Below are 21,287 nucleotides of genomic sequence, written 5' to 3'. Positions count from 1 at the left end.
TTCCCCCTTTACGTGAGTAAATTTGTTTACTGCTCAGTTCTGCAGACAGCACAATCGTTACATGACCTAACCTCCCTTTACACCTCCATCCGACAAACCTACCACCAGTTTTTTCTGAACCAGCATATATACGGTAAGAACCGGCAGGGTCACCAGAACAGAAGCCGCCAGAAGCATACCCCATGAGGATATGTTGTCCTCCCCAACCCAGGTCGCAAGACCAATCGGCAGCGTTTTTTTTACCTCTGAGGAAGTGAACACCAGGGCAAACAGGAACTCATTCCAAGCATTCACAAAGCTGAATACCCCAACGGAAACAAGCCCGGGCAGCGCAATGGGCATGGTAATGCGGAACAACGCCTGGAGCCTGCTGCAGCCATCGATCATGGAGCTCTCTTCCAGGCTGATCGGGATGGCATTGAAGTAAGAACGCATCAACCAAAGCGTGAACGGCAGAGTGAACGTCGTGTTAGCGATAATCAGTGACGAGAGTGAATCGGCAAGCCCAAAACCCACAATATACGCATAAATCGGAATGACAATAAGACTCGTCGGAAGCATATAGGCTAGGAGTACCATCCTCGAATAAGTCGAGATGCCTCTATAGCGAAAACGGCTCAAGCTATAAGCACCGACACTGCCTATCATTAGCGAAAGGAATGTGGAGCCCAAGGCAACCAGAACACTGTTTTTAAAATAAGTTACGAAGTTGGTCACGGCGAAAAGCTCACGATAGTTGTCGAGGGTCCAGGCCGTTGGAAACAAGGTCGGAGGGTAGAGGTATAGCGTATCCGGGCTCTTAAAAGAAGTCGTGATCATCCAAAACATGGGAAACGAAACAGCGGATACCACGATCAGCACCAGAAGATGAAGCCCCATTGTCTGAAGGGATCTCACCAGCCGGGGATAGAACGGCCGCTTTGGTGCCTTCATTTTAGCGGTCATCATAACACATCCTCCGCTTTTTTCTGAAGTTTCATGTAAACAATGAGGATAATACAAAGAAAGGCGAAAGCAAGCACGGCGACTGCGGCGGCACGCCCCATCTGGTAATCGGTAAAGGCCTTGAAATAAGTTAAAAGCGGAAGCGTCGTGGTAGCCTTCAAGGGGCCGCCACCTGTCAGCAAGTAGATGATATCGAATTTGTCAAAGCTCCAAATCGTTCTAAGCAGGGCCGTGATCACGAAGACCGGCAGGATGCTGGGCAGTGTAATGTACCAGAATTGTTTCCACATGGAAGCACCGTCCATTTGAGCGGCTTCGTACTGATCCTGAGGAATAGCTTGAAGGATTCCCAGCAATGCAATAACAACAAAAGGAAAGAACTTCCACAAGCCTACCAGAATGACGGAGAACATGGCCCAGGCTTCGCTGCTAAGCCAGAGTATCGGACGATCCAGAAGGCCGATGGATATCAGCGCGTAGTTGATGACACCTACCATGTCGTTAAACATGTAACGCCAGATCAGAACGGCGACGATGGTTGGGACTAAGTACGGAAAAAGCACGAGCGCACGAGCGATGCCTCTCAGGTAAAACCGCTGCTGCATTAGCAAGGCAACTCCCAGGCCCATAAGCATTTCCAAAGACACACTGCCAAAGGTCCAAATCAGGCTATTGCCCAATGCAGAATAGAAATCTTCGCTGCCCAACGCCCATGCATAATTGGAAAGACTGAAGCTTTCTCCCGACGGTTCCTGTAGGCTCATAATAAGCAGGTGAGTAAACGGGACGACAGTCAGGAGAACAAGGAGCAGGGCGCCCGGTAAAAGCAGTAAATATGCCAAACGGCGGTCACTAGTATACAAACTGCCGCTCTGTAGTTTGCTCGGACTTTCTCGGAGCTTCGGAGCAGGACCTATTAAACTCATGTCAAGCTGCCTCCTTATCAATTTGTTCATTAAGTCGGTATTCTCAATGACTGAGGATAGTCATGATCGTGCAAATGCTTGCATCAACGCTTCACCATACAAAAGGAACCGAAAGTAAGCGATTACATTTAATCATGGAATTGTAATACCATCCATTGGCAGATTTCATTGTTAAGAACATGGGCAGCAGCGTTCATACCAAGACAAGTGGCCTTTCAAGGACGAATACTTATCCACTGCTCATGTTCTTCTCGACAAACTGTCAGTTAGACTTGCAGAGGTGAGGGCAGCAAACTCCAAGCTAACCTCGGGTCACAACGGGTACAGTGAAATGGTACCGACAGAATCTTGACGGCAAGATCGTCTCAGAAACCACTAATGGTGTGCCGCCGGAAGACATATAGCGCTTTATTACCCGCATCCCGGGGGTGTTAGGCTCCTCAGCAAGGATCTGGATTTCAGTCGTATTCAATATAAGCGGCTCAAGAATTACCTCAACGGATCCGACGGAATAGCCTAAACGACTAACAGCGAAATCAATCACAGGCAGTTCCAGTGCAGCAGAATCCATTTTCTCGGCTTCCTGGGGGAACAGGAATACAGCTTTGATGCTTGCGGCACGGTCTCCGGCCAGCCGGAGCCGTCGCAACGTAAATACCTCCTTCTCCGGTTCTAAATTCAACATTTGGGATACCCATTCCGGGGCCGGTAACACATCATGGGAAATTACTCTGAACCTCAATGCATCCTCATCTAAAGTAAGGCGATAGAACACATCGGGAACCGCAAAGGTAACCATGCGGGGCTCCGCGACAAAGGTGCCCCGGCCCTGATGGCGTATTAGCAGCCCTTCGTTACAAAGCTGCTGTAGTGCCTGACGGACTGTCCCTCTGCTGACTCCCCATTGCCGCGCCAAGCTTTCTTCATTAGGGATCTGTTCCCCCGTTTTCCATATTCGGGTTTTGATGCGACTCTCGATCTCCTCCTTCACCTGCCGGTAAAGACTAACTCCAGGCTCACTTTGCAGCACACGGATCCCCCCTACAAATTAGTCTAAATGTTTATACGTATATACCTATATCTGGATTGTATTTTGATTTATCCCGATTGATACCTGTATTTACCTAATTACCAAAAAAAATTTCGACTTAATTTTAAGTCATCTCATGATCTCACGCGGCATATGCTGTATTGAACGTAAAGATCTCCTTGGGAGAGGAGTACCCGGATTGGGGAGCCATCTATTAAAGATGGAGGAGATTGGTATGAGTCTTTCAGAGCTCATCAATTTACTCATGCTCATTGTGATGATCATTGATCTCACCAAGCCGGGAAAGTCATAAAGTTCCGGAAAATGGAGGCACTCATAAGAGGAGCACTCCATTTTCTGTTAGTGAATTATCCTCTCCGAACGCCTCCTCTCTTCACTTTTCTATATCATTCGTTTTGTATAGATGAATCGCGAATTTCATGAAATAACTGTCCATAAAAAATTCATGGCCTACTCTAAGTAGGCCATTTTCATTTCCTTCCTTATCCGTACCGATCGGATCATGAAGCGATACGTCCTTGCGGGTCTTTTTCAGCGAACGCAGATGCATCAGGATTTCGTTCTCTATACACCTCGCCGCAAACGTTGCCAGCTTGGTTCCTTTATCGGGGCTGAACGATTCGATCGCTTTGATTAACCCAATGGTTCCGATGAGGGTACGCTACCCCTAAAAATAAGAACCCTCGAACATGCAAAGATTCTTACTTTTAGAGATATATTGTGTGGAATTCACGTCAAAATGTAACGTAACTGGGGAATTGGTTACTTTTTCAAGTCTGCCTACCGGTATTCCATAAATCTCCTTAGCATACCACCCATCAACCAAATGATATCTCGGCTCGACATTGTCAGAAAGAAGGACCTAGTCTCCCGTACCGTCTTAGTTCACAATACCCAGTCTCTCGTACACTTTCTCCAAATTGTTGACTGCCTGAGTTTTCACATCTTTATACAGATTTCCTCCATAGCTATCAACGGAAACGAGCAGAGGCCCGAAATTTTTGACGCGCAGTTTCCAAATGGCTTCTGGCATTAAGTCTTCCCACCACAAATCTTCAATTTCTTCAATTTGCGTAGTCTCCAATGCCGCAGCCCCCCCGACGATTGAAAAATAAACTCCGCCGACATCGATACACGCTTGTGCCCCGGGCTCCAGCATCCCGCCTTTTCCGGTAATCGCCTTGACGCCGAATCGTTCAAACATACCTCTTACGAACCGATCCATACGTGTGCTTGTCGTTGTTCCGATGCATACCTTTTCGTATTTTCCATTTTCCAGTTTTTTGACCCCCGGAGCCGTATGAATACATACCGCTCCCTGCAATTGAGGGATTAAATCTTCCGGAGGATCGATCTTATGATCAAAAATTCGGATCAGGTTAGCGTCACGAATGCCAAAAATATGACCGTCTACCGTAACGGTATCTCCCACACGAAGCTTCTTCAAAAAATTGTCGGTCATTGGCGTTTGCAAATAATAGTGTGCCACGGTAATCCCCTCCTTTAGTAACCGATCACGACAGGCTTGCCTGCCTCAAAGGTTGCTCTTGCACGACGGGCAGGCCAACACATCATATTTACGGCAACGGGATTCATCGTAATATGCGTATCGGCCGTTTCGATATGAACCGCTAACGCCGTAGACGCTCCACCCAGCCCGTTGGGTCCGATTCCCGTCAGATTGATTGCATCGAGCAGATCTTCTTCTAGTGCGGCAATCGAAGGATCCGGATTCGGTTTTCCTATTTCTCTCGCCGCCGCCTTCTTGGCCAAGGCCGTACACAGATCCGCCGTCCCACCCATACCGACTCCTACCAGTGTCGGCGGACACGGATTAGCTCCGGAGCCGACCACGCAATCGATAATAAATTTCTTGGCACCATCAAGCCCTTCCGCCGGGTATAGCATTTTTAAATAACTCATGTTTTCAGACCCGGAGCCTTTAGGCAGCGCCAGCAATTCAATGGATGCTCCTTCAACAAACTCCCAATGAAGTACAGGCACCCTTTTGCCGGTAGCCGTACCCGTATTCTTGCGGGTAATCGTATTGCACACGCTGGAGCGTAAAGGGTGCTGCAAAGTAGCTCGTTTAGTCCCCTCGCTGATGGCATCCTCCAAGCGCATCCCGTCAAAACGAACATTCCGGCCGATTTTTACGAAAAACACCGGTATGCCAGTGTCTTGGCAAATGAGCATTTTCCGCTGATCCGCCACATCGATATTTTCCAGAATAGTGCTCAAAATTTGTTTTCCGGTTGCATAAGTTTCCTTGTCGTAAGCTTTCTGAACCGCTGCCCGTATATCGGGAGGCAAATCTTTTAAAGACCGGACGTACAATTCCTTACATGCTTCCGCAATTTCTTCATACACTTCGTCCCCTACTTGCCAAACCGTACTTAAACTTTCCATTGTTATTCCCTCCCATTTCGAATTAACCCATGAATATGATTTTAATTAAGGCGGCTCCTCCCCAAAGGGAAAACACGATTCCTACCGAAGTCAACACAAAGTTCCAACGTCTAATGACAGTGCCGTTGCTTGTGTAATCCAGGACGATATTGCGGACCCCGTTAAGTCCATGGAACAATGCAAGAACAAGCAAACTGAAATCCAAAGCTATGTACCCGATCGTTCTTAAACGTTCGATCAAATTTGCATAAGTCGGATGTACATCGGGATTTGCATAATGTAAATTCCACATGTGAACCGCAATTAAAAAAACAAGGGCAACGCCGCTGATGCGCTGAAAAAGCCAAGTGAGAACGTTTTTTCTTGTTTTCCCCATCGTGCTCATCGTTTCATCTCCTTCCCGATTAAAGAAACGCTCGGGTAAACAGCCATATAAATAGTCCTGCCGACATACAGACGATCACTGCAAACAATTGCTTTTGTTTCGTGACAAAAAAGCCCATATCCATTAAAACCAGACGGATCCCGTTTAAACCATGGATGATGACGCCCGCAAGAATAATTAAATCAAAGAAGAGAAACACGGGATTATGAAATAAAATCTCAAACGTTTTTTTAAACGCTTCGTCTCCAAGAAACATGGCCGTCCCCATCGTGGCGATATGGGCAAGCAAATACAACAACAGCCCCACGCCGGAAATGCGGTGTACGATCCAGGCTTTCATCCCCACGGAATGGCGTCTCAATACGTCGACTTTTGGAACCTGGGGATCGACATCGATCAGCTTGTGGTCTTTCGTTATTTTGACTTGCAGCATTGATTTCACCCTCCGTAATATTAACTGGCTGCGACTTTCGCTCTCGCCGTTTCACCAAACATTTCTTCAGGCTGTACATGAGTAAACCGAACTTCCCGAACGTCCGTCTCAGGCCCGTCCTTACCTTGCCTCATAAATATGTTTTGATACCAATGTTCATTGTCGGTCACCGGGTAATCCTGCCGATAGTGGGAGCCCCGGCTTTCCGTCCGTAAATAAGCGGCAACGGCAATCATTTGTCCGATTTGCACCATGTTTTTCACGTTCAATACTTCATGCCAAGCAAGGTTATATTCCTTCACTCCTGATACGCTGCAGTTATTGACACGCTGTTCATATTCCGCCAGCTTCTCAATAGCAATTTTGAGATCAGCACCGTTTCGGACAAGACCAACCTTTTCCCACATTAAGTCGCCAAGTTCTTTGCGCAATTGAAAAGGATTTTCACCTTTGTCACGGTAAAACGGCTGCATCATTTGGTCTATAAATCCATTGACCTGGCGTTCGGACACTCGATGCCGTTTCACAGCCGTCACATATTCGGCAGCCGCATCTCCTGCCCGTGCGCCGAAAACGGTGGAATCGGCCACACCGTTACCGCCAAGGCGGTTCGAGCCGTGTATGCCACCGGCATCCTCGCCTGCTACAAATAGTCCCGGTATACCACTGAAACAATCTTTATCTATCGTTACGCCGCCCATGTGAAAATGTCCGGTGGGACTTACATCTACGGGCTCAATACTAAGATCGCGCCCGACATCTTTACACCGGTCGACCATACCCGGGAACATTTTCAATACATTTTTACGGCCCAAATGAGCAACTGAAATCTGTACGCCTCCCAAACGGGTACCTCGTCCGGCCATAATTTCCATATAGGCGGCCCGCGCTACCCGGTCTCGCGTTGACCGTTCCATCTTTTCCGGATCATACTTTTGCATAAACCGTTCGCCGAGCGAATTATAAAGGTGACCTCCCGCACCACGCAGTCCTTCCTCCAATACGCCTCCATTCAAGCGCGAGTTTTCCGCCAGTAATCCCGTAGGATGAAACTGCATCATTTCCATATCGACGAATTGGGCACCAGCCCGATAAGCCATGGCCATGCCGTCTGCGGCTTTTTCCAACGAAGGGGCGGCTATTTTGAACATGCTTGCCCCTCCCCCCGTGCCGATAATGACAGCCAGCGACTCAACTGCAACAAATGTTCCCGTGCGCAGATTTAACATTAAACAGCCTGCCACAACCGTGCGGTCGTCATTATACAAAAGCTCGACGGCACGCATTTCGTCCCAGCAAACAACACTTTCTTTCGCATAGAGTTGATCCCTCAGACGATTAATAATTTCAATTCCCGTTAAGTCGCCCCGATGTACGGTACGGTCAAACGATTGGCCCGCGAATGGCTTCTGATGAATCGTCCCGTCCGGATTGCGGTCGAAGAAGCAGCCCATCCTCGTCTCTAACTCCAGAATTCGTTTGGGAGCATCGTTCACCAATGTCCATGCCAATTCTTGATTGTTGATCATACCTCCGCCCTTTAAAGTGTCTTTAAAATGCATGTCTACGGAATCCTTCGGATTCAAAACAACATTGTAACCGCCTTGTACCATGCGGGTGCATCCGCTTTTTCCGACCAATCCCTTGGCTGCTACGAGGATCTTCAATTTCGGATTACGGTCATAAGCGTGATGGGCGGCGAACAAGCCTGCGCCTCCGCTGCCGAGAATAAGAATATCGCATTGCACGCGCTCCATTATTCACTCCCTCCTTTTAACGCGCTGGCAACCGCCCGCGACTTCAGTTTTTGAATGGACCAAGTGGGAACAAGATGTTTAGGACAAACTTCCATACAGTTGAACAAAGTATGGCAGCGTAGCACTCCATCCTCTCCCGATGCCACCTCCATGCGTTGCTTCGTCCCTTTATCCCGTTCATCAGCTACCAGCGTATAAGCTCGATTCAATGCTGCAGGGCCAATATAGCTGTCATCTAATGCTACCAGCGTGCAAGCGGAATAACAGGCTCCACACGTAATACAGTCAATACTCTGGTCAATAATTTCACGGCGGCCGGATTCCGGCGGAATGAGGGCAAAGTCTTTCTCGGCGTCTTCTTTTGGTACAAAATATGGTTTAATGCGCTGCCATTGTTTAAAAAACGGATCCATGTTGACGGCAAGATCTTTGATGATCGGCAAATTCCTCAGCGGCCGCACGGTAATCTCCCGCCCCAGCTTGGCAATTTTGGTACGGCAAGCCAGTCCCTCTTTGTCATTCATAATCATCCCGCACGATCCGCACATCCCGAGACGGCACGAGCAGCGAAATGAAACCGTTGGATCCTGTTCAGTCAAAACAATAAATAATGCATCCAGCACGGTCATATTCTCTTTTGCGTCTACATTGTAGGTGTCATACCTAGCCTCAGCGTCCGCTTCGGGCTGATAGCGAAGCACATGTACTTTTATCTTTGCCAAAGGGATCCCCCATTTCCTAAAAATATTTTCAAGAGCAATATTGTGAACAATCGTTATATATTGTATTATATCCTTATATAACATATAGTCAATAATAAAATTTTAATCGCTTTCATGAAATTAGTGTTGAGTTGTCATTTGATATATAATAACTATAGAGTCACGCAAAATATAATCTGGAAAATTTGTATTAAATTGTATTATAATATCCTATAATAGGGGGCTCTCATATCATGATAGATCGCATGAGCCACATCAGCATGTATGCACAAATCGCCTCTCTTCTCGAGTCGGCCATACGTACGGGAGAACTTCAACCGGACCAAAAAATACCTACTGAGGCCGAATTGATGGAAAAGTATAACGTGAGCCGCATGACGGCTCGACAGGCCATCCAAATTCTCGATGACAAAGGATTGGTGGTCAGAAAACAGGGAAAGGGAACTTTTGTCATCGGACCGATGCTTCGTCAGGAGCTTGGGGGAATGGAGGCGTTTTACGATTCTTTCCTGCAAAAGGACTTGGTGCCCAAGCTGCTGGAAATGAAGGTAACCGATACGCCGGAGGAAGTTATCGAAATTTTAGGTGATCGTTTCGCTCAGTCGTTACATTTAAAACGAGTCTACTATCGGCAAGATGAAATTTACGGATTCAGCCTCATGTATTTGCCGATGGATCTGGCCTCCTCAGTCACGTGGCAATTAGCGGAGAAAAATGCCGGCTATTCGCTGTTGATCCAACATGCAGGATACACTCTGAAAAACGCAAGTTTGGCGATTCGCGCTCTTCCCTCGAATAAAGAACAAGCGGAAATATTGAACATTCGTCCCAAGGAGCCTTTGCTCCAGCTGTCACGCACCAGTTATACGATCGATGAGCAGCCGATCGAACATATCAAGCTATACCTGAGAGCGGACAAATGCGAATTCAACGTTACCGTACCTGGCAACTTCTTGTTGGTTGAAGGGATTAGAAATACGACCCAACAAAACAAATGAGGTGATGGCAGCTTGATATACACACTGATGCTTATCGGATTGACCGGCGGGATACTGACAGGACTTATGTCGGTTGGGGGCGGGCTTATTCTCATTTTTTTGCTGCTGCTTGTGCCGCCATTGTTCGGAGAGTCATATACGATGCATACGATTGCCGGCATGGTGATCATTCAGACGTTTTTTTCTTCAGGTTCGGGACTGTTCACTTATTGGAGAAGCCGTTTGATCGATTTTTTCCTCATTCGCTATATAGGACCCAGTTCTTTGTTCGGCGGCGCTTTGGGCAGCGGTTTGTCCGAGCAAATAAGCAATGAGCTGCTTACCGCCATATTTGCGGTGCTTTCTCTGATTGCTACAGCCTCTATGTTTTTGCGTCGGGTGGAAGCCGAGACCCCTCCTTACCGTAATAAAAGCTTGGCCGTTATGTTAGGTTTCGGCATCGGTTTACTGGGCGGAATGTTTGGAATCGGAGCGGGATTTTTATATCTGCCTGTGATGATGAATATTTTCAAAATCGAGTCTAGGAAAGCTGTCGGCACCGGACTAGCGGTTGCGATTTTCCTGGTACTCGGAGCCCTGATCGGTAAAGTAAGCGCTTCTAGTTTGCCGTGGCTGGAAGGTTTCTTCTTAGCTATCGGCGCTATACCGGGCGGACTCATCGGCTCGCGTCTCGGACGCAGGATGAAGTCAAAGGTTCTTCGCTCCATTATGGCTGCGGCAATTATTGTCATAGCGATGAAAATTTGGGCCGATCTGCTGCAGTTGAACGGCTTTTCCGCTGCCGCCGCTTGGACGATCCTGACTTCCTTAGCCATTGTAACTACGGCTACCGTTATTCTCATTCGTTTGCCGCCAAAGCAGCGCGATTCCCAGACTCAACAGACGTCAAAGCATAAATAAACATTTGCGGGTATCTGGGTTACTCGAAAAAGCGAACAACAAGGTTGTTGCCTCACTTTAATAAAACCGCTGCTTTTGAAGGTCCTCCCCACACAACATAAAATTGCAATAAATATCTCCTAAAAAACTATCTTGCCAAATAATGCAGGCTCGTTTAAAATAAAATGTAAGCGTTTTATTGGTAATACCACTTACCTCATATCTTTCTACTCACCTTTCTTTATGATTCATGGATCAAACTAATAAAGCTAAATTTGAGGAGGGATTAGATGTTTCACAATAAAGCGGTTTCGGATGTTGTGGCTGGCCTCATCGCTATCTTGATCGGAATAGTTTCGATTATCGAGGCCGTACGATTATATCCTATGAAAGTTAGCGTTATGGTCGGAGACCATACCATGCCGGCTCTTCTCGGTATCATCATGGTCGTTTTGGGGACGTTGCTGATATTTGTTATAAAGGGCGGAGCCTTTAAGGCGGAATTTTCAGATCGAAACACGATGCGCGTTATGATTGGTATCGGTGCTGCCATGTTCGGATATTGGATCATGATGGAATATTTAGGTTATGTTGTATCTACTTTGCTGTCCGCTCTGTTTTTGTTTCGGCTCACGGGATCATACCCGTGGATAAGGTCAGCGTTATATGCTTCAGCAACAACAGCCGTTATTTATTTGATTTTCGTATACTGGTTGAACATGGTACTGCCCGAAGGACTTTTGTAGATATATTCACCAGGAGGAACACCTATGGAATCTTTGAAGTAATACCCAGGGAATTATTATGATGGCAGACATTGATTACAGAGCAATGTACGGGGGTGTTATCGTTAGCCACTTGTCTGGATGGCTACCAACTAGAAAAAATGGAAAAGAAAATTTCCAAAAATTCGGAACGATTCAGTAAAGGCGAGACGGTTGAAGTGACTGCGCCGGAAGCTGCCAACAACGACACCAGCTCCTTGTGATAATCCAAGTTAGCGTTGGATGCTTCAGCCTCTCCCTCCTTGACGATCTTCCTGGCGAGTTTAATGATCTACGGATTGGTTCCGGATCCGGTACTGTTCGAACAGCACTCCGCAGAAGTTTGAACCATTATCGCAAGGATGTTCATCGGCAATGTGATGCTCCTCACCCTCAATTTATCGTTAGTTGACTTATGTGCCCAAAGTTGCGTTCCAGATGATGGCCCCAATTACACTCCTTTTAAGTAATCTAAGAACTTACTCCGTATCGTTAACCATTCTCATCATTGCAACCGTAATGTTATGTGTCTCGTTTAGGCTTCTAAAGCTTACAAAATCAAGCGTCGAGGAGGTTGTGGAGGCAGAAGTTGATAGTTTCACCTGAATGATTCTGCCTCCTCTATATTGCGAACCGGGGGTGAACAACCAAAGCCGTTACAATCTCAATGAACAATGTCGGGTGATTTGGTCAGGTCGTGCTTAGCATGATGCTAACAGTATCCAAAATTAGGTAGGGGAGGATTGTAGAATGAAACAAATTGGTTCAAAACTAGCAATAACCGCAGTCTTATCGTTGGCAATAGTCGTCGCTGGATGTTCCGGCTCGAGCAAACAGAGCCAACCTAACTATCCGACGAAACAAATCGAATATATCGTACCTTTTGCTGCAGGCGGAGGAGTAGACTTGGTCGCCAGGGCGGTAGCGGAATATTTAGGTAAAGAGTTCGGGCATCCGGTCACCGTAGTAAACAAGCCGGGCGGCGGTGGTGCCACCGGGGCACAGGCCGCACTGAAACAGGCGGCGGCGGACGGATATACGGTACTGGCCAACAACAACTCCAGTGTTACAATGTTAAACGCGGGCATGGTCAATCCGCCCGTCAAAATCGAGGATCACAAGTTCGTCGCGCGGGTCGTAAAGGATCCTATGACGTTTACCGTCAGTACCGACGCACCATGGAAAGATTTCAAGGAATTTAATGAATGGGTAAAGAAAAATCCCGAACAATTAACCTGGACAAGTGTAGGACCGTCGGGAATATCCGCATTCGCCGTTGCCGAATGGCTTGATGCGATCGGCGTCGATTTCAAAAAAACCCGCATGGTAACATCGACAGGGTCAGCCGATTCGATGCCGAAAGTCGCGGGCGGACATGCCGTTTTAGCCGTTCACTCCGTTAACGAAGTGCATACTATGGCTTCTTCGGGCAAAGTGAAGATATTGGCCATAAATTCAGATAAGCGCAGCGCCTTTTTTCCAGATGTACCGACCGTTAAAGAACAAGGGGTAACGATGACGGCTGAATGGTGGACGGGAATTTCCCTGCCCGTCGGGACGCCGGACCATGTCGTCAAACGGTGGGAAGAAGCGACCAGTAAAATGGCTAAAGATCAAGCATTCCTTGATAAATTAAAGAACATCCACGTGGAGGCCGCCTATTTGAACTCCACAGACTTTGCCAAATTGGTGGAAGATGAAACGAAATACTTTACGGATTTGGCGACGAAAAAAGAGATCCGCAAATAACGTCCGCATTCCATCTTATGAATAGGAGAAAAATGAAACTCTTATTGCCTAAACATGGTTGATTAATTATAACCAATCTCCCATGGGTAATACCACTTACCTTTTATGAGTAATATTAATTTAAGCATCTACAAGCAGGCTAGCGGAATGCATAAGTTTCTGATTCACAAACGGGTAGATCACGTCGGTGTAGCGACGAATGACATCGAAGCCGGCGAGAAAGTGATCGGCGTCTATTGGCCCCGTCATTGGTATAGTTTGCCGACCGGATACGCTCCGGAAGGATTTAAATCGGTGATTACGTTCGTTGGATACCCATTTGGGTATCCAACTATTATTTTATTATGAGGTGTGGGAAGACCACCTTACGGACAATTCCGATATACGTTATCAAGCGTTTGGGTCGGTGCTCTCTCCGGAAAAGCTTTTGTCTCACTCCGATCAATAGTTTCAACTGATGATCCCTGAGGCAGCCAGTAACGAGGTCGTCGTTCACGTGATACATAACTTGATCGATTTACTAAGGTTGGATGGACTAGAAATACCCGGGGAAGGGTTGAACAATCGTCTAAGGAACAGTTGTTCATTGCAGAGGCACCTGATCAAATGCATCAAAAGCTCCGCAAGCATTCGATTACCCGAAACAATATTTCCGATAGAATAACTTGGGTATTGACAATTATACAGAAATATATGACAATAAATACAAGTAATCCAATATGAATTTTAAGTAATGAGTTAGGGGGATTTGTATGATTTTATTACTCCAAGAAGTCGCTATCGGCCTATTGTTTGGTGCAGCTACATTTTTCTTTTTTATGGAGATTAAACAAGATAAGTTGCTAAAAGAGGAACATCATGGCTTTTAAAAAATCTAGCGCTGTAAATAAGTAAAAGTACGACCTCCCCCTTATGTTTACAGGTAGATCGTACTTTTTCTTTTACAACCCAATTAATAGAATACCGCAATTAAGAGATTTCCCAACATCGCCAGAGCTATGAATCCAATGATTGCGACGATAATGGCGTTTTTGCCGACTTTCTTAAAGTCACCCAGCTTAATGCTTAAACCAAGACCAGCCATCGCAGCCGACAACAAGAAAACGCTCACGGTAATCAATGCCTTTACGAAAGATTCCGGTAAAATCCCGATTGTATTAACCATACTCATTGCCAAAAATCCAAAGATAAACCAAGGAATGGGCAAGTTTTTTAAACCCTTTTTTTCACTGGTTTCCTGTTCAGCTTTAGATCTGTAGACATAACCCAACACTAACGCAACTGGAATTAATAAGGCAACCCTGCCCAGCTTGACAACAATCGCTGCATCGCTTCCTACATCCCCTCCTGGAACCCCCGCCGCGATAACGTGTGCCAATTCATGCAAGGTCGAGCCTGCAAGCACACCGTACAAATAGGGGTCCATACCCAGATACGGATACAGAAAAACATAAGCAATCGCACCCAAAGTTCCAAGTGTAGCTATGCAGGCGACTGAAATCGCCGTTAATTCCTTCTTAGCACCGATTAGCGGCGCAACAGCCACGATGGCCGCCGCACCACATACAGCTGTTCCGACTGCTATCAATGCGGATAGATGCTTGTCGATTGCCAATTTATGTCCCAAATAAATCATTACAACCAAGGTAAACGCGATCACAATAACATCGATCATTAATACTGAAAATCCGGCATCAAGAATTTGGTTTAGATTCAAACGAAGCCCCATCAAGATGATGCCTGCCCGTAGAAGATACTTACTACTGAATGTAATTCCTGCGGATGCGTCATGTGGCACATCCATAGTTGACTTCCACACAACACCGAGCATTATGGAAATGATCATAACGCCCATAATCGAGAAGAATGGAAGCTCAGCAATTTTCCCTGATAAGATGGCTAACGTTACCGTTAGTACAATTCCTTTTAAAAGCCCTTTCCAGCGCGGAGCCGAATCTGGCTTCACCGTACTCGGTGCGGAGCGAAGTAGAAATGATGGCATTTGCAAACTACCAACTCCCTGATATTGTTCTTATCATTACTCCTCTACATCTTCTGCTTTGATTGTATCTTTCAACTCGAGCAGAAGGGCAGTTTCTACACTGGCTAGATGTTCGATCATATGGGAACGCGCTAATTCGGCGTTTTGTTCTTTGAGTGCTTGGGCGATCAGCATATGCTCCTTCAACGACTGCTCAACCCGTCCTGGTATTTTCATGGATTGCATTCGGCTTTGCCGCAAAAGATCGATCAGGTTAGTCATAATTCTTACGACTACCTCGTTGCCGGCAGCCTCTGCTACCATTAAGTGAAACGCCTGATCCGATTCGGACAAAAACTTCTCTCGTTCTTCCCGTGTCCCGAACTGTGGCGAAACGATTACACGGTTATAGCATTCCTTGGTCGTTTCGAAGATTTCTTCCAGATAATCCGGCGTCCCGCTTATGGCGGCTTTTGCCGCACTTTCCGCTTCGATCATTTTACGTACTTCAAACAGCTCGTGAATTGTGTCCGACTGCATAAACAGAACTGATGCCAGGTTGTCCAGCCGCACGCTTTGGGCAGCAACGAAGACGCCATTGCCTTGCTTAATATCAAGCAATCCCATAGCGGACAAAATTTTGAACGCTTCCCGTATAGTCGGTCGACTAACATTCATTTTTTCGGCAAGCTCGCGCTCCGGCGGCAGCTTATCTCCCGGCTTTAGCTTACCGGACAAGATAAGCTCCTTAATATTCTCAACTACTTTACGGGAAAATGTTTTGCGTTCCTCATTGATCGATTTAAACATGCTAACCCCTACCTTCTAACGTTCACTCTGCATAAGGAATGTCGCCCTTCCATCACATTAATGACTTCATTCGAAACCATCTCTGCTGTTCGAGCCTGAGATTCCTTGGTTAATCCTGCGATATGCGGCGTAATGATACAGTTCTCCCTTTGCAGCAGCGGATGATCGAATGCGGGCGGCTCTTGCTCAAGCACATCTAATACCGCTCCGCCTATAACCCCGCTCTGAAGCGCCTCATTTAACTCAACTTCATTAATTATTCCCCCGCGAGAGCTATTGATAACAATAGCTGATCTTTTCATTCTGCCAAGAGAATCTCCATTAATAAGATTTCGAGTTTTAGCCGTTAACGGCACATGCAGGCTTACATAGTCTGAATCTGTAAGGACCCGGTCATAACTGACAAGCTCGATTCCACTTTCCATTACCGGGAAATCGTACGGTGCAACAAAAGGGTCATACCCGATGACTTTCAAGCCAAGCGCTCTTGCACGTATAGCCACACGATGGCCGATTTCCCCGACTCCTATAAGTCCTAATGTTTTACCTGAAACCTCAGTTCCTGTGTACTTCTTCCGATTCCAGCCACCGGATCTGACATCCACGTTTGCTTCCTGAAGCAAACGTGCTGAAGAAAACAACCCGGAGATAACATATTCAGCGACGGATGTTGCATTAGCATTTTTCCCAAAAACCACCTGAATGTTTCGGTCAGCCGCTGCCTGAAGATCAATGTTATCCAGCCCTACGCCCAAGCGACCGATAACCTTCAAGCGATGCTCCCAACTTAATAATTCTGCATCCACCTTGGTTTGGTTTCTTACAATAACGGCGTCGGCGGATTTCAGTTCCTTCAGCAGCTGCGAACGATTTTTCCAAAGTTCAGGATCGTAAACGACTTCCCATCCTTTTGCCTCTAGTATTTCAATGCCAATCGGCCAATTTAGCTCGGTAATGACAACCTTCATTTGTACGCTCCTTCCGGAAATGCCACTCCTACTTCATCTCCAAGATGCTTTAGCTCTTTGAAGACTTCATGAGAGATTGTTAATCCGTTAACGGAGCGCGTCTTATACTCCTTGTACCTACGCTCACCCGGATAATAAATCTCATCCGTACCGGCTGCTGTCGGAGTGCTTTTTACTGCTTGAAGGAACTCTTCTATTATATCAAAATAATGGTTAATGGACATCCACTTTGATATATCCAGCAGTATAAAGCTGTGTCCCACATTGGCCGCCGGGTCACCATCCTTATAAAGGTTACTTACATGCGGGCCGTATGCGGCACCACTCAATACACCGCACATTAATTCTATAGCCATCGCCAGAGCATACCCTTTAGCTCCACCCAGAGGAAGAACAGCTCCTTTAAGTGCTGCACCCGGATCCGTCGTTTCGACGCCATTCTCGTCAATCGCCCAGCCCATTGGGATTTTCTCTCCAGTTTTATTCGCCAAAATAATTTTCCCACGTGCCACCACGCTGGATGACATATCGATTATGACATGAGGCTCATTTCGTTTCGGGAAGCCGAAAGCAATCGGATTGGTACCGAAAAATGCCTTTTTTCCTCCCCATGGCGGAATTCCTGGAGGGGAGTTGGTCATGGCGATTAGTGCCATATTTTCCTTGCACGCTTGCTGGCAAAAGTAAGCGGCGGTGCCGAAGTGATTGCTGTTGCGAACGAAAACACCGATCATACCGTTTTCCTTTGCCATAGGAATGGCTGTTTCTATAGCACGGTATGCGACCACCTGTCCCAGTCCATTGCCTCCATTCACCTTCAAGACCGTACCCAGTTGTTCAAAGTCAAGGCCTGGATTCGCAGAAATCCTCCCCTCCCGAATCCGCTTCGAATAGATAGGCAGTCTGCTGATCCCATGGCTTTCATTCCCTTCAAGATCAGCTCGCACCAACGAATCGGCAGCAATAACGGCATCCGCATCAGTCATGCCCAGCTTTATGAGCACTTGTTTTCCGAAATCAACCAGATCAATTGCCCGGTAAGGAGTAGCGGCTTTGCATTCAGACACTAAGAATCACCTCATAAAAACATATAGTTGGATACCATAAGCGACATCCAACTATATATCATCTAGTCTCGGTTTTTTATTTTATGCGCTGCGGTATAGCTTTGTCATTACGAATTCTTTATGTCCAAGAGCTTCGGCAGCCGTGTAACGGCCGTTAACTACCCGGCACATGTAATCCATCAGCATATCTCCCGCCTGGGTCAGGTTGATTTCACGGGACAGCAGACCGCTGCAGTCTACGTCGATATGTTCGCTCATAGAACCTACTGTTTTCGGATTGGCGCTTATTTTAATTACCGGCTCAATTGGATTTCCAATGATGTTTCCTTGACCGGTCGGGAAGAAATGGAGAACCGCGCCGCCTGCAGCCATCAGGGTAATACATTCAGCTGCTGCGGATGAAGTATCCATGAAGTAAAGCCCTGACCCGTTTTCCGGCATTTCAGCCGGTTCAAGAACACCGATAATCTGCTTCGTGCCTGTTTTCTCAATATTGCCTAGCGCTTTTTCTTCAATGGTGGATAAGCCGCCTGCAATGTTGCCCTGTGTCGGCTGGGACCCGAGCAGATCCACGCCCGATCCTTTTATTTCAGAAATGTAGTTGTCGTAAATACCCATGAACTTCTGGCGTAGTTCAGGTGTAGCGCAGCGGTCGGCAATCAGATGCTCGCCGCCGGTCAGCTCTGAAGTTTCACCGAAGAATACGGTTGCGCCTGCGTCAACCAAACGATCAACCGCTTGAGCTACCGTCGGGCAGGAACCTAAGCCGGTAGTTGTGTCAGATTCGCCGCATTTGATGCTGATTGTAAGATCACTCAACTCGATAGGCTCGCGATGTAATTCGGATGCCCATTGGACAAATTCTTTGGCCTTCCAAGAAGCTTGCCGAATGACTTCAAGGTCTCCCTTTCCTTCGATGGAGACTGCCGCAACCGGCTTGCCCGTTTTGGCAATGCCTTCGGCAATAATGTTCGTCCAGTTAGGCTCAATGCCAATTACAACTACAGCGGCAACGTTCGGGTTGGAGCCGATACCAATCATTGTACGGAAGTGCAGTTCAAGATCCTTACCGTACTGCAAACGTCCGTAAGCATGAGGAAGGGCCATAGTGCCATGAATGTTATTGGCGACCGCTTCACAAGCCGCGTTGGAGATATCATCCACAGGAAGAATAATTACATGATTACGAATGCCTACTTTACCATTTTCACGTCTGTAACCGAATAATTGTTTCATATCTACCACCTCAATGTTTTAATGTTATGTGTATGAACATAATCGCCGAACTTAAAGCCTTCCGGTGCATAACCGATCGGCAAGCCGTACTCGATTACATGATCGTTTTTGGCTATATCCTGGATTGCAATTTTGTGCCCCAACGGTATAGCGCTTGCCGCAGTTACTTCAATCGTAGAATCGTTATCCATGTAGACGCCGATCACCTTCTCCCCAGCCTCCATATCTGCGGTGGCAACACCGACATGGTCACCTTGCTTATGAATTAGAAACTTATGCATGAGATGAACCTCCTTTTTGTTTTAATATTGGTAATAGGTATGTGGTAATACCAATTACCAAAAGTATAATTTATTATCTTATTTCTGACAATACCTAAATTTAACTTTTATTTATGAATCTCTTTTTTAATCGCGAGGTGAGGAAAATACTTGGTTTCCTCATTAATAATTATTGAGAAATCGACGGAATTTAAGAGGCTTCCTTATTGATATTTTCAGCTTTCGAGAAATTCCTTGTCCTGCACTATTTTTGCGGTGGCTCCTCATATCGTTAGACAACATGGGGTTCCCCTCAGGAAGTGAGACTCCCGTCCCCATAGCCCATACACTATCTTTGATCCATTACCCCCTTTATTAATTTGAAATATCCGCTTCCGTACCGACAGCTTCGACAACTTTGGCTTTCGTGTGTTTCAGTAGTCTAAGTGAAACAAACAGCATAATCGAGGCCAGTACGAGAATGGTTAATGAAATAGGCCGTGAGAAAAAGATAAGCGGGCTTCCTGCAGACATTGCCATAGATTGAACAAAGGCGTTCTCGACAATCGGACCTAGAATAAAGCATAAAATCAGCGGAACCACCGGCCATCTGTATTTATGGAAAATGTAACCTAAACCACCAAATATCAACATAATTAAAACATCGAATTCATTATTGCGCACCGTATACGTCCCTATAATACTCAAAATGAGAATGATGGGGGCAATAACACCAAAAGGGATCATAGTAACCCTTGCCCATAAACCGATCAACGGTAAATTGAGAATGAGCAGCATAACATTACCGATAAACATACTGGCGATAACTGTCCAAACGAATGGGGCATTTTGCTCGAACAGTACCGGACCAGGTGCTAAGCCGTAAATCATCAGACCTGCCAATAAAATAGCCAATGGAGGAGATGCAGGGATCCCTAGCGCCAGCAAAGGAATGAATCCCGCTGAGCTTGTTGCATTGTTAGCCGCTTCAGGGGCAGCTACACCGGCCATAATTCCTTTGCCAAATTCCTCAGGCTTTTTAGACATTTTCTTTTCAATATCGTAAGCAAAAAACGTACTGACCGCTGCAGAGCAGCCCGGCAGAAGACCGAATAGAAAACCAATGAACCCACCACGAAACATAGCTCTCGAACTATCCCTCAGATCCTTAATCCCGGGGTAAACGCTTCCAATTTTGTCGGTAGAGATTGCCGTTTGCTTCTCCTCCACCCCTTTCAAAACCTCTGTTATGGCGAATAAGCCAATAATAATACTAATCATTTCAATGCCACCCATTAAACTGTTAAGACCGAAATCAAATCTAGGAAGACCGGCAGTCGGGCCGATTCCGATCAAAGAAAGAATATAACCAAAAATTCCCATAATGAGTGTTTTTAGAATTGAATTGCCCGCAAGATTGACTATTACTGTCAACGCCAGAATCATAAGGGCAAAGTATTCGGGGGGGCCAAACTTTAATGCCTGGTCGGCCAACAGTGGAGCAAAAAACACCAACCCTATAACACCTAAAGTACCCGCAACAAAAGACGCAATCGCTGCAATTCCCAGTGCCGGCCCCCCTCGCCCCTGCTTCGCAAGCGGGTAACCGTCGAGACAGGTAGGTACCGAGGAAATCTCCCCAGGAATATTAAGCAAGATAGCCGTTGTAGAACCACCGTACATAGCGCCATAATAAATTCCCGCCATCATGATAACCCCTTGTGTGGGTTCAAGGACTGTCGTTAGGGGCAGTAGAATTGCAATGGCGGATGTAGGTCCCAGCCCTGGAAGCATACCGACCAATGTTCCAAATAAAGCTCCCAAAGCGGCCATCAGCAGATTTATTGGGGTTAACGCTGCAGCAAATCCAGATAATAAATATTGCAGTGTTTCCATGAATATCCTCCTGACCGTTAAATCGAGAATAGCCCTTCAGGCAAAATCAAA

The 21,287-nt window shown here is 46.5% G+C and carries 22 protein-coding genes and 1 pseudogene; 6 read left to right on the top strand and 17 right to left on the bottom strand.

The window, feature by feature from the left end; genetic code table 11:
* Positions 1-66: 66 nt before the first annotated feature.
* The 10 genes and pseudogenes from ACZYR9_RS04860 to ACZYR9_RS04815 all read right to left on the bottom strand — a co-directional run bounded on the left by ACZYR9_RS04860 (position 67) and on the right by ACZYR9_RS04815 (position 8,628).
* Complete coding sequence (locus tag ACZYR9_RS04860; protein ID WP_488977335.1) at positions 67-948, bottom strand: carbohydrate ABC transporter permease; 882 nt, start codon at positions 946-948, stop codon at positions 67-69.
* Positions 945-1,871, bottom strand: a complete 927-nt coding sequence (locus tag ACZYR9_RS04855) for a carbohydrate ABC transporter permease (protein ID WP_488977334.1) — start codon at positions 1,869-1,871, stop codon at positions 945-947. Before ACZYR9_RS04855 ends, ACZYR9_RS04860 begins: the two co-directional genes overlap by 4 nt.
* 301 nt (positions 1,872-2,172) lie before the next feature.
* Entirely contained in the window at positions 2,173-2,901 is a 729-nt protein-coding gene (locus tag ACZYR9_RS04850) for a GntR family transcriptional regulator (protein ID WP_488977333.1), read from the bottom strand.
* A gap of 472 nt (positions 2,902-3,373) precedes the next feature.
* Positions 3,374-3,574: pseudogene (locus ACZYR9_RS04845) on the bottom strand (sigma factor); the annotation flags it as partial.
* Positions 3,575-3,802: 228 nt separating this feature from the next.
* Positions 3,803-4,411, bottom strand: coding sequence for a FumA C-terminus/TtdB family hydratase beta subunit (locus tag ACZYR9_RS04840; RefSeq protein WP_488977332.1), 609 nt, complete (start codon positions 4,409-4,411; stop codon positions 3,803-3,805).
* Positions 4,412-4,425: 14 nt separating this feature from the next.
* Positions 4,426-5,331, bottom strand: a complete 906-nt coding sequence (locus tag ACZYR9_RS04835; protein WP_488977331.1) for a fumarate hydratase — start codon at positions 5,329-5,331, stop codon at positions 4,426-4,428.
* 22 nt (positions 5,332-5,353) lie between these two features.
* Entirely contained in the window at positions 5,354-5,716 is a 363-nt protein-coding gene (locus tag ACZYR9_RS04830) for a succinate dehydrogenase/fumarate reductase transmembrane subunit (protein WP_488977330.1), read from the bottom strand.
* Between the two features lie 19 nt (positions 5,717-5,735).
* On the bottom strand, positions 5,736-6,149 hold the full coding sequence (gene sdhC, locus ACZYR9_RS04825; protein WP_488977329.1) for a succinate dehydrogenase, cytochrome b556 subunit: 414 nt from the start codon (positions 6,147-6,149) through the stop codon (positions 5,736-5,738).
* A gap of 20 nt (positions 6,150-6,169) precedes the next feature.
* A complete protein-coding gene (locus ACZYR9_RS04820; RefSeq protein ID WP_488977328.1) occupies positions 6,170-7,906 on the bottom strand; it encodes an FAD-binding protein in 1,737 nt (578 codons plus the stop codon).
* Complete coding sequence (locus ACZYR9_RS04815) at positions 7,906-8,628, bottom strand: succinate dehydrogenase/fumarate reductase iron-sulfur subunit (protein WP_488977327.1); 723 nt, start codon at positions 8,626-8,628, stop codon at positions 7,906-7,908. The genes ACZYR9_RS04820 and ACZYR9_RS04815 overlap by 1 nt, the downstream gene beginning before the upstream one ends.
* Before the next feature lie 233 nt (positions 8,629-8,861).
* Here ACZYR9_RS04815 and ACZYR9_RS04810 point away from each other — a divergent pair, with 233 nt between their 5' ends.
* The 6 genes from ACZYR9_RS04810 (at position 8,862) to ACZYR9_RS04785 (ending at position 13,366) form a co-directional block, all read left to right on the top strand.
* Positions 8,862-9,626, top strand: coding sequence for a GntR family transcriptional regulator (locus tag ACZYR9_RS04810; RefSeq protein ID WP_488977326.1), 765 nt, complete (start codon positions 8,862-8,864; stop codon positions 9,624-9,626).
* A 12-nt stretch (positions 9,627-9,638) separates the two neighbouring features.
* Positions 9,639-10,526 carry a sulfite exporter TauE/SafE family protein gene (locus ACZYR9_RS04805; RefSeq protein WP_488977325.1) on the top strand — a complete coding sequence of 296 codons (888 nt, stop codon included), beginning with the start codon at positions 9,639-9,641 and terminating at the stop codon, positions 10,524-10,526.
* Positions 10,527-10,795: 269 nt separating this feature from the next.
* Positions 10,796-11,251 (top strand): tripartite tricarboxylate transporter TctB family protein, encoded by a 456-nt coding sequence (locus ACZYR9_RS04800; RefSeq protein WP_488977324.1) that lies wholly within the window; start codon positions 10,796-10,798, stop codon positions 11,249-11,251.
* Positions 11,252-11,322: 71 nt separating this feature from the next.
* Positions 11,323-11,493 (top strand): hypothetical protein, encoded by a 171-nt coding sequence (locus tag ACZYR9_RS04795; protein ID WP_488977323.1) that lies wholly within the window; start codon positions 11,323-11,325, stop codon positions 11,491-11,493.
* A gap of 526 nt (positions 11,494-12,019) precedes the next feature.
* Entirely contained in the window at positions 12,020-13,018 is a 999-nt protein-coding gene (locus ACZYR9_RS04790; RefSeq protein ID WP_488977322.1) for a tripartite tricarboxylate transporter substrate binding protein, read from the top strand.
* A gap of 147 nt (positions 13,019-13,165) precedes the next feature.
* Complete coding sequence (locus ACZYR9_RS04785) at positions 13,166-13,366, top strand: hypothetical protein (protein WP_488977321.1); 201 nt, start codon at positions 13,166-13,168, stop codon at positions 13,364-13,366.
* Between the two features lie 604 nt (positions 13,367-13,970).
* On the opposite strand, the gene ACZYR9_RS04780 is transcribed toward ACZYR9_RS04785, so the two are convergent.
* The 7 genes from ACZYR9_RS04780 to ACZYR9_RS04750 all read right to left on the bottom strand — a co-directional run bounded on the left by ACZYR9_RS04780 (position 13,971) and on the right by ACZYR9_RS04750 (position 21,236).
* A complete protein-coding gene (locus ACZYR9_RS04780; protein ID WP_488977403.1) occupies positions 13,971-15,020 on the bottom strand; it encodes a YeiH family protein in 1,050 nt (349 codons plus the stop codon).
* Between the two features lie 36 nt (positions 15,021-15,056).
* On the bottom strand, positions 15,057-15,809 hold the full coding sequence (locus tag ACZYR9_RS04775; protein WP_488977320.1) for a FadR/GntR family transcriptional regulator: 753 nt from the start codon (positions 15,807-15,809) through the stop codon (positions 15,057-15,059).
* Between the two features lie 8 nt (positions 15,810-15,817).
* Positions 15,818-16,777: a hydroxyacid dehydrogenase gene (locus ACZYR9_RS04770; protein WP_488977319.1), complete on the bottom strand. Its 960-nt coding sequence runs from the start codon at positions 16,775-16,777 to the stop codon at positions 15,818-15,820.
* Positions 16,774-17,844: an Ldh family oxidoreductase gene (locus ACZYR9_RS04765; protein WP_488977318.1), complete on the bottom strand. Its 1,071-nt coding sequence runs from the start codon at positions 17,842-17,844 to the stop codon at positions 16,774-16,776. Before ACZYR9_RS04765 ends, ACZYR9_RS04770 begins: the two co-directional genes overlap by 4 nt.
* 81 nt (positions 17,845-17,925) lie before the next feature.
* Positions 17,926-19,080, bottom strand: a complete 1,155-nt coding sequence (locus ACZYR9_RS04760) for a UxaA family hydrolase (protein ID WP_488977317.1) — start codon at positions 19,078-19,080, stop codon at positions 17,926-17,928.
* A 2-nt stretch (positions 19,081-19,082) separates the two neighbouring features.
* Positions 19,083-19,361: a UxaA family hydrolase gene (locus ACZYR9_RS04755; protein ID WP_488977316.1), complete on the bottom strand. Its 279-nt coding sequence runs from the start codon at positions 19,359-19,361 to the stop codon at positions 19,083-19,085.
* A 354-nt stretch (positions 19,362-19,715) separates the two neighbouring features.
* Positions 19,716-21,236 carry a tripartite tricarboxylate transporter permease gene (locus tag ACZYR9_RS04750; RefSeq protein WP_488977315.1) on the bottom strand — a complete coding sequence of 507 codons (1,521 nt, stop codon included), beginning with the start codon at positions 21,234-21,236 and terminating at the stop codon, positions 19,716-19,718.
* Positions 21,237-21,287 lie beyond the last annotated feature (51 nt).

The sequence above is a fragment of the Paenibacillus sp. F024 genome (assembly GCF_057814255.1).
The sequence above is the reverse complement of the archived record's forward strand: the minus strand, read 5'-3'. Positions and strand labels throughout refer to the sequence as shown.

Bases quoted from the DNA above. Each gene is read 5' to 3' on its own strand.
- ACZYR9_RS04860 (WP_488977335.1), bottom strand. From the start codon at position 948: ATGATGACCGCTAAAATGAAGGCACCAAAGCGGCCGTTCTATCCCCGG.
- ACZYR9_RS04855 (WP_488977334.1), bottom strand. From the start codon at position 1,871: ATGAGTTTAATAGGTCCTGCTCCGAAGCTCCGAGAAAGTCCGAGCAAA.
- ACZYR9_RS04835 (WP_488977331.1), bottom strand. From the start codon at position 5,331: ATGGAAAGTTTAAGTACGGTTTGGCAAGTAGGGGACGAAGTGTATGAA.
- ACZYR9_RS04830 (WP_488977330.1), bottom strand. From the start codon at position 5,716: ATGAGCACGATGGGGAAAACAAGAAAAAACGTTCTCACTTGGCTTTTT.
- sdhC (WP_488977329.1), bottom strand. From the start codon at position 6,149: ATGCTGCAAGTCAAAATAACGAAAGACCACAAGCTGATCGATGTCGAT.
- ACZYR9_RS04820 (WP_488977328.1), bottom strand. From the start codon at position 7,906: ATGGAGCGCGTGCAATGCGATATTCTTATTCTCGGCAGCGGAGGCGCA.
- ACZYR9_RS04810 (WP_488977326.1), top strand. From the start codon at position 8,862: ATGATAGATCGCATGAGCCACATCAGCATGTATGCACAAATCGCCTCT.
- ACZYR9_RS04800 (WP_488977324.1), top strand. From the start codon at position 10,796: ATGTTTCACAATAAAGCGGTTTCGGATGTTGTGGCTGGCCTCATCGCT.
- ACZYR9_RS04790 (WP_488977322.1), top strand. From the start codon at position 12,020: ATGAAACAAATTGGTTCAAAACTAGCAATAACCGCAGTCTTATCGTTG.
- ACZYR9_RS04785 (WP_488977321.1), top strand. From the start codon at position 13,166: ATGCATAAGTTTCTGATTCACAAACGGGTAGATCACGTCGGTGTAGCG.
- ACZYR9_RS04780 (WP_488977403.1), bottom strand. From the start codon at position 15,020: ATGCCATCATTTCTACTTCGCTCCGCACCGAGTACGGTGAAGCCAGAT.
- ACZYR9_RS04775 (WP_488977320.1), bottom strand. From the start codon at position 15,809: ATGTTTAAATCGATCAATGAGGAACGCAAAACATTTTCCCGTAAAGTA.
- ACZYR9_RS04770 (WP_488977319.1), bottom strand. From the start codon at position 16,777: ATGAAGGTTGTCATTACCGAGCTAAATTGGCCGATTGGCATTGAAATA.
- ACZYR9_RS04760 (WP_488977317.1), bottom strand. From the start codon at position 19,080: ATGAAACAATTATTCGGTTACAGACGTGAAAATGGTAAAGTAGGCATT.
- ACZYR9_RS04755 (WP_488977316.1), bottom strand. From the start codon at position 19,361: ATGCATAAGTTTCTAATTCATAAGCAAGGTGACCATGTCGGTGTTGCC.
- ACZYR9_RS04750 (WP_488977315.1), bottom strand. From the start codon at position 21,236: ATGGAAACACTGCAATATTTATTATCTGGATTTGCTGCAGCGTTAACC.